The 6563-nt window shown below is 60.9% G+C and carries 5 protein-coding genes; 2 read left to right on the forward strand and 3 right to left on the reverse strand.

Annotation, left to right across the window (positions count from 1 at the left end):
• Positions 1–6: 6 nt before the first annotated feature.
• Positions 7–1227: an IS91 family transposase gene (locus IVB13_RS09770; RefSeq protein ID WP_247488663.1), complete on the forward strand. Its 1221-nt coding sequence runs from the start codon at positions 7–9 to the stop codon at positions 1225–1227.
• 765 nt (positions 1228–1992) lie between these two features.
• Here IVB13_RS09770 and IVB13_RS09775 read toward each other — a convergent pair.
• The 3 genes from IVB13_RS09775 to modA all read right to left on the reverse strand — a co-directional run bounded on the left by IVB13_RS09775 (position 1993) and on the right by modA (position 5174).
• The gene (locus IVB13_RS09775) at positions 1993–3153 is read right to left on the reverse strand and encodes an IS110 family transposase (RefSeq protein WP_247293994.1); all 1161 of its coding nucleotides are present in this window, start codon (positions 3151–3153) and stop codon (positions 1993–1995) included.
• Between the two features lie 214 nt (positions 3154–3367).
• Positions 3368–4330, reverse strand: coding sequence for an SAM-dependent methyltransferase (locus IVB13_RS09780; RefSeq protein WP_247395181.1), 963 nt, complete (start codon positions 4328–4330; stop codon positions 3368–3370).
• Positions 4331–4397: 67 nt separating this feature from the next.
• Positions 4398–5174, reverse strand: a complete 777-nt coding sequence (gene modA, locus IVB13_RS09785) for a molybdate ABC transporter substrate-binding protein (RefSeq protein WP_247369508.1) — start codon at positions 5172–5174, stop codon at positions 4398–4400.
• Positions 5175–5407: 233 nt separating this feature from the next.
• Between modA and IVB13_RS09790 the strand changes: the two genes are divergently transcribed.
• Positions 5408–6238 carry a helix-turn-helix domain-containing protein gene (locus tag IVB13_RS09790; RefSeq protein ID WP_247369510.1) on the forward strand — a complete coding sequence of 277 codons (831 nt, stop codon included), beginning with the start codon at positions 5408–5410 and terminating at the stop codon, positions 6236–6238.
• Positions 6239–6563 lie beyond the last annotated feature (325 nt).

Raw genomic sequence — 6563 nt, forward strand, 5'->3', positions numbered from 1 at the left:
CTCCTCGTGTCGCGTCCATCGCTGGAGGTCGCGGACATCTTCCGCGGCCACGGCCCGGCATGGCGCCGGGCCAATGCCGGCCATGTCAGCCTCAGCCAGTTGAAGGTGATGTCGGCGATCGAGAACTGCCGCACGGCAGCTCTCGGCGGCCATGTCGCGCGCTGCGAGGACTGCGCCCATAGCCAGATCTCGTACAACTCCTGCCGCAACCGGCATTGCCCGAAGTGCCAAGGTGCCGCGGCAAAGAACTGGCTGGCCGCGCGCGAAGCCGATCTGTTGCCGGTGCCGTACTATCACGTGGTGTTCACGCTGCCGGCGGCCATCGCCGATATCGCCTACCAGAACAAGGCTGTGGTCTATGGCCTGCTGTTCAAGGCTTCGGCCGAGACGATGCTGACGATCGCCGCCGATCCGAAGCATCTGGGCGCCCGGATCGGCATCACCTCGGTTCTCCATACCTGGGGCTCGGCCATGACCCATCACCCGCACGTCCACATGATCGTGCCGGGCGGCGGCATCTCGCCGCCGGGCGGCGGCATCTCGCTCGACGGCGAGCGTTGGGTGGCGTGCCGGCCCGGCTTCTTCCTGCCAGTGCGCGTGCTCTCGCGCCTGTTCCGGCGGCTGTTCCTGGAGAAGCTGATCGTGGCCCACAAAGCCAGCCATCTGAAGTTCTTTGGTGATCATGCCGTTCTCGCCGACCCGCAGGCGTTCGCGGCGTATCTGGCGCCGCTACGACGATCCGAATGGGTCGTCTATGCCAAGCGCCCGTTCGGCGGACCACAGGCCGTGCTGGCCTATCTGTCGCGCTATACCCACCGCGTCGCCATCGCCAACAGCAGGCTGATTGCGGTCGACGGGCACAGCGTCACCTTTCGATGGAAGGATTATCGCGCCGAAGGTCGCGACCGCCGGAAGGTCATGACACTGGCCACCGCCGAGTTCATCCGCAGATTCCTGATCCACGTGCTGCCGCAAGGCTTCCACCGCATCCGCCACTATGGGCTACTCGCCAGTGGCACGCGCGCCGACAATATCGCACGCGCGCGTGAGCTGCTCGCCGTTGCAATCCCTGACGGCCAGCCCACCGCTGCCGCCGCCGGTCAAACCAAGCCGAGTTGTCCATGCTGCGGCGGTCGCATGGTCCTCATTGAGGTCTTCGAGCGCGGTGCCACGCCGCGGTATCGGCCGACAGCTCCAACGATCGTGATCAGGGTCGACACCTCATGACCGCGTCTCTATCCGGCAAATCTGCTTGTCGTACTCGCCGGCTCTCCACCGGCCACGGAAAAGCGCGCCAAGACATAAAGCTGCCGCCCCAAATCGTTCGGCAGTTCACGACGTTCCACCCGACTCGCCGCTCATTCATGAGCCGCTTTACCGCAGGCGAACTTGCTGAACCGGCTCAGCTCCAATCACACACCTCAGCCGCGGCACTCAAATCCCCATAGCCCACGCCGCGCCACCTACGTGCCCACTCCCGCGGTTTCCTTGTATGGGCTTTTGTCAAGGAGGCGGCATTTCAAGAGGCGATAGGTCGGCGCATCTTTTTTCCTTCGTCACTTTCTTTGTTCGATCTGAGAGCCGTTTCTTCGTCCCGACCCGCACTTCGCTTGCGCTGGCGCGCGCAGAAGCTGTCAAGGTTGGCCGTCGCGCGAATCTTACGACAGGCTCCACCGTTGCCAGGCCACACCTTGACAGCTTCGAGCACGACGGCACGGTTGGTGCGATCGGGATGACGATCGGAGGGGAGCCCGCTTGCGGGCGCGATCAATCGCGCCACAACCTTGTATCCGGTGGGTCCAAGGACCCGAACCATGATGCAGTCATGCGCATCGGCAGCGAAGCTCCGAAGCGGCGGACCCATTCTCCCTTTCGGCATTGAAGCCAAGGAAACGCGTCGGGACCCCGCCACCTCGAACCGTCATCGGCGATACCGTCACCAGCGGACGGACAAGGCCGAAACTGTTGGGTCTTCTTCAGTGACCTCCGTGTTTATGATGCCGGCCGCAGAACGACGCCGTCCGGCACTACGCCCTCCCGCACGAGCCGCCACAGGGCGATCAGTAGCTTGCGCGCCAAGGCCACGATCATGGTCTTGCGCGCCCCGCGGGCGTTCTCGGTACGGCTTCGAAACCACTGCGCCAAGACGCTGTCCTTCTGGAACCTGAGAAATCGCCACGCCAATTCGATCATGCCCCGTCTCACTCGAGCATTGCCGGAACGGGTCAGCCCTTTCTCCCGGCGTTTTCTGCCGCTCTCGTCGGGCGAGCCGGTGAGGCCGGAATAACGCGCTACAGCCCGTCGGTCGCGCATGCTTCGCGACAGTACCTCCTGCACCAGCATGTCGGCGGTCTCGACACCAACCCCGATCACCCGCGCCAACAGCCGCACCATTGCGTGTGGTCCATCACTGGGCGCTTGCGTGAGACGCTCCAGGCGAGCGTCCTCGATCTGCCGTATCTGATCGCCGACGAGCCGCCGGCGCGCCATGTCGCGACGCAGCTCAGCCAGGGTGTTGGGCGGGATCGGCTCGCCCTCGGGGGAGCGCAAGCCGTCAAGGCGTTCGGAAGCTTTCTTCAGCTTGGGATTGAAGCCGCGGATGCCGAGCCGGATCAACGCCGCTTTCATTCGGTTGACGATCCGACTTTGTTCTCCGATGAGGCTCTCGCGCTCACGGTTGGGGCGCTTGGCATCTTCGTCCTTGATTGTCGGGATCGCGACCATCTTGCAGTGATCACGCTCGCCACGCAACCAGCCGAGAAAGCTGCGTTTGAGCAGTTCGGTGTCGAGACGATCGGTCTTGGCGCGCCGGTGCTCGCGCGATACCGCTACGCTCGATGCGTGAATGACATGCGCCTCGATGCCGCGCGCCCTGAGCCATCGGGCCAGCCAGAAACCGTCACGGCCGGCCTCGAAAGCGACCGCGATGCGTTCGATTCCGTATCCTTTCTTCTGCGCCTCTTCTCGCCAGCGATTGAGCAGTTTCAGCAAGGCGTTCTCGTCGACCTCAAGCTTCTTCGACGGCTGGCGTTCGACGCCAGGCACAATCCCCGCAACGAGCCAGCTCGACAGGCTCATCTCGATCACGGCGATCAGCGTGCCGTCCGGTTTGAGGGACGTGAGGGATCGGCTCAGGTCGTTCAACTTCTGCATGGGGTGCTCCATCGGTTCACATCAGCGCCGATGAATGCCATATCCTTACCTTCCTCACCGCCGCCGTCTGCTGCATAGCATCTCCCTTGGAGGTTTGCGGACGCCGGCCCCGTGCGCGCGGCGACACCCTCATGGGGCCGGCATCCGAAAACCTTCACAGAACCGGAAGTCGAAATTCGCCCGAACGGTGTTCCAGCTTGGCTTTGGCAATGGACTATCGATGCGCCCGCACAATGTGAGGACCAGGTCCGAACACGATATCTCGCCTCAGGACGCCGTAGTACCGCTCGGCTATTTCGGGAAGTCCTAGATCTTCTATCACATTAAAGCGCTCGCCTTGCAGCAGTTGCAGCAGTTCGATCGGATCAAAAAAGCTGAGCCAGGGTTCGCCCCGCGACGCTGCCCTTGCGGCAGTTGCCATGACGCTGGCGCGGCGCTCAGCAGGATAATTCTGGAATGGTTCGACGTAGTCGAAAGCCACGGCTGCCTGCGGCACCTCGGAAATAAACTTCAATGTGGAGGAGACCGCATCTTTAGTCAGATAAGGCACTACGCCAAGCCATTGAAAAAACGCCTGCTCGTTCAGTTTGAACCCCGCTTTTACTAACCCCTCCGCGAGGCTTTCTCGTTCAAAATCTACCGGTGCGAAAGCAAGCGACGGCGGCTCCGCGAGACCTGCGGTCCTTATCTGATCGCGTTTCCACATTTGTGTCGAAGGGTAGTCGACCTCGAAAGTGCGAACGCCGAGATGAGCATAGGGATTTCGCAGCGAGAAGGTATCGAGGCCTGCCCCCAGCACTACGACCTGTCGTACGCCGCATGCGATGCAATCGCCCATCGTGTCCTCGGAAAACCGGCTGCGCGCTGCGATAAATAAACGCCAGGGCCGTAGCGAGTCGTTTGCAGCGATCTCGTCTAAGGCAGCGGCTGTCTCTTGGTCTATTATCCTCGACGCTAATGGATCTTTGAAGATCGCTCCGCCTTCTAGCTTTTGATGAATGGCACGATAAGCAGCCGCACCCCGAGCGGTCTGACTAGCTTGTCCATCGCGCATAATGATCTGTCCCGAAAAGGGTGCACGGCTCATGGCATCGTTGCTGCTCAAATTCAGCACCCTCGATAAGGGACTCTTGATGTCCACCTCGTCAAGAGCGCCGCCCGGCAGGGCCTTCATCATTTGTCAACGGAGACAAGCCACCGCCGTGGATCACCAACCGAGGTGCATCTTTCCACGCTGCACGACGCTATTCGAAACCCTTTGCCTTCAGAACGGTCCGGCTGGCGGGCATGGACAGGAATGCGACCAGCGCTTGTGCGGCGTCAGCCTGACTGCTACCTGTAATGATGCCTGGGGCGAACTGGGTGTAATTCTGTATATCTGGGGGCAACGGGGCAATAAGTTCGACGGTTGGTTGAGCCAAGATTTCGCTTACTTGATTGAAGCCGATCTCGACTTCCCCGCTGGCCACGCTCGCATACAGTGTTCCAAGCGTTGACAGTCTTGTCTTGGCCTTCATCTCCCCAGCAATCCCCATTCGTTCGAGCAAGTTGGCCACGTAGATGCCACTGGCACCTCCTCCGGCCGGATCGGGATAAGCGATCGCTCTTGCGACCAGCATCGTGCGTTTAAAGGCGTCGGCCGAACTTATATCGGGCTTCGCGGCACCCTTGCGCACAAACGCGCCAACACCGACCTTCGCGATAACGATGCGGTTCCCGGCCACGATTCTGCCCTGCGCTTCAAGCCGGTCGACCGTTTGGACCGAACTCAAGATGATGTCGGCAGCCTCACCCTTTTGGACGCGGTCCGCAACAGCACCAGCGGTTCCGTAGTCGACCGTTACCTTGTGCCCCGAGGATTTCTCAAAATCCGGTATGAGGGCATCAATTGCGGGATGCAATGCAGAGGCAGATAGAAGCTTGACCTCGGCGGCTTTGGCGGCAGCTCCCACAGTGACGCCGAGCGATACCAGCCCAATTGCAACTCCCGCAGAGACACTTAGTAAGTTGCGCCGGTTCATGGCATTTCTCCCTTGGACGTCTTGTTTCGCTTTCGGGGAGATAGGCGACCATCTAATGATTAGCACGTAAGCCTACGTCGCCCCGGGTTCTTCGCGCAGAGTTTGCCGCAACGCGCCGCGACGCAATGGAAAAGCGCAGAGAATTTCCACATCGTGGACACTTGCGGGGAGCTGTGCCACGGTAAGGTTGGCACCTCACCGGGGAGCAATATCGTTTCTTCAAGGCGCATCCCATGACAGCTCGTGGCTCTCGCCATACCGCCGGCGCCGCATCCGTCGATTTGCCGGGCGGAACGCAAAGCATTCAGAGAGCAGTGGCTGTGTTGCGGATCCTGGCAACTGCCCGCGAGGCTGGCCTAGGACTCACCGAAATTGCGAAACAGGCGGAACTAACTCGCCCAACGACACATCGCATACTGAGCGTCTTGATTGCGGAAGGCATCGTTGAGAGGCGACAAGGCTCTCAACGATATCTGATTGGCGAGCAGATACCACTGCTGGCGCTTTCGCGGCGAATACGGGATCCCCTACTCGATATCGTTAGTCCTCATCTGCGGGCTGCCGTCCGTGAACTTGGTGACACCGGCTTTTTCACACGCTGGGTGGGACTTGAGACGGTCTGCGTCGCAAGGCAGCTCGGAACCTACCCTATCCAGGCCCTCGCTTGGGATGTCGGTGAACGCCGCCCCCTTGGCGTTTCCAACGCCGGAATTGCGATCCTATCCAGCATGCAAACCGACGCGGCGCGCGAAGTGCTCGCCAAAAACCGATCGCGTTTCTCTCGTTACGGCCTATCGACGGAAGCGATCTTGCAGGAGGTTGCGGTGGCCCGATCGAAGGGCTTTGCAGAACGCGCAATATCCCTCATTCCTGGCGCAAGCCCCGTATCCGTGATGATCCGGTCTTCTTTTGGCATAGCTCGTGGCGCTCTTACCATAACGCCAACACCGCGACGGCGCTCGCCCGAACGCACCGAGGAGATCGTAGCTTGCCTTCTCAGGCACGCCACGGCGGTTGAATTTGAACTCAGCAATGCGGCCACCCTGCGACCGCCGCGCCGTTAGCTTTGCGACAAAGGGAAGCCGGCTTCACCAATGGCAACGCCTAGAGTTATGGGAGGCATGTCGGCAATGGGTCTTGGTCGTGTAAAAACGCTGTTGCATGACGCGGACCGGCGCGGTCGAATTCAGGCTATCGCGGTCCGATCAATTTGGGCAAGTTTTACGGCCGCTCGACCAGAACTCATCCTGAGGCAATGTCGGGGCTCTTTTACGCGCCCCATGAACCGCAACGGCGCGCGGCAACGGCCGTATCACGCCCTCACCGCCGCCAGCAGCGGTTTCATCCCGACGATGTTCAGCACGCGTGTCAGATTGTAGCCGAGCACGC

Origin of the sequence: Bradyrhizobium sp. 17 (assembly GCF_023073515.1) — a bacterium.
GTDB classification, from domain to species: Bacteria; Pseudomonadota; Alphaproteobacteria; order Rhizobiales; family Xanthobacteraceae; genus Bradyrhizobium; species Bradyrhizobium canariense_D.

Bases quoted from the DNA above. Each gene is read 5' to 3' on its own strand.
- IVB13_RS09775 (WP_247293994.1), bottom strand. From the start codon at position 3,153: ATGCAGAAGTTGAACGACCTGAGCCGATCCCTCACGTCCCTCAAACCG.
- IVB13_RS09780 (WP_247395181.1), bottom strand. From the start codon at position 4,330: ATGATGAAGGCCCTGCCGGGCGGCGCTCTTGACGAGGTGGACATCAAG.
- modA (WP_247369508.1), bottom strand. From the start codon at position 5,174: ATGAACCGGCGCAACTTACTAAGTGTCTCTGCGGGAGTTGCAATTGGG.
- IVB13_RS09790 (WP_247369510.1), top strand. From the start codon at position 5,408: ATGACAGCTCGTGGCTCTCGCCATACCGCCGGCGCCGCATCCGTCGAT.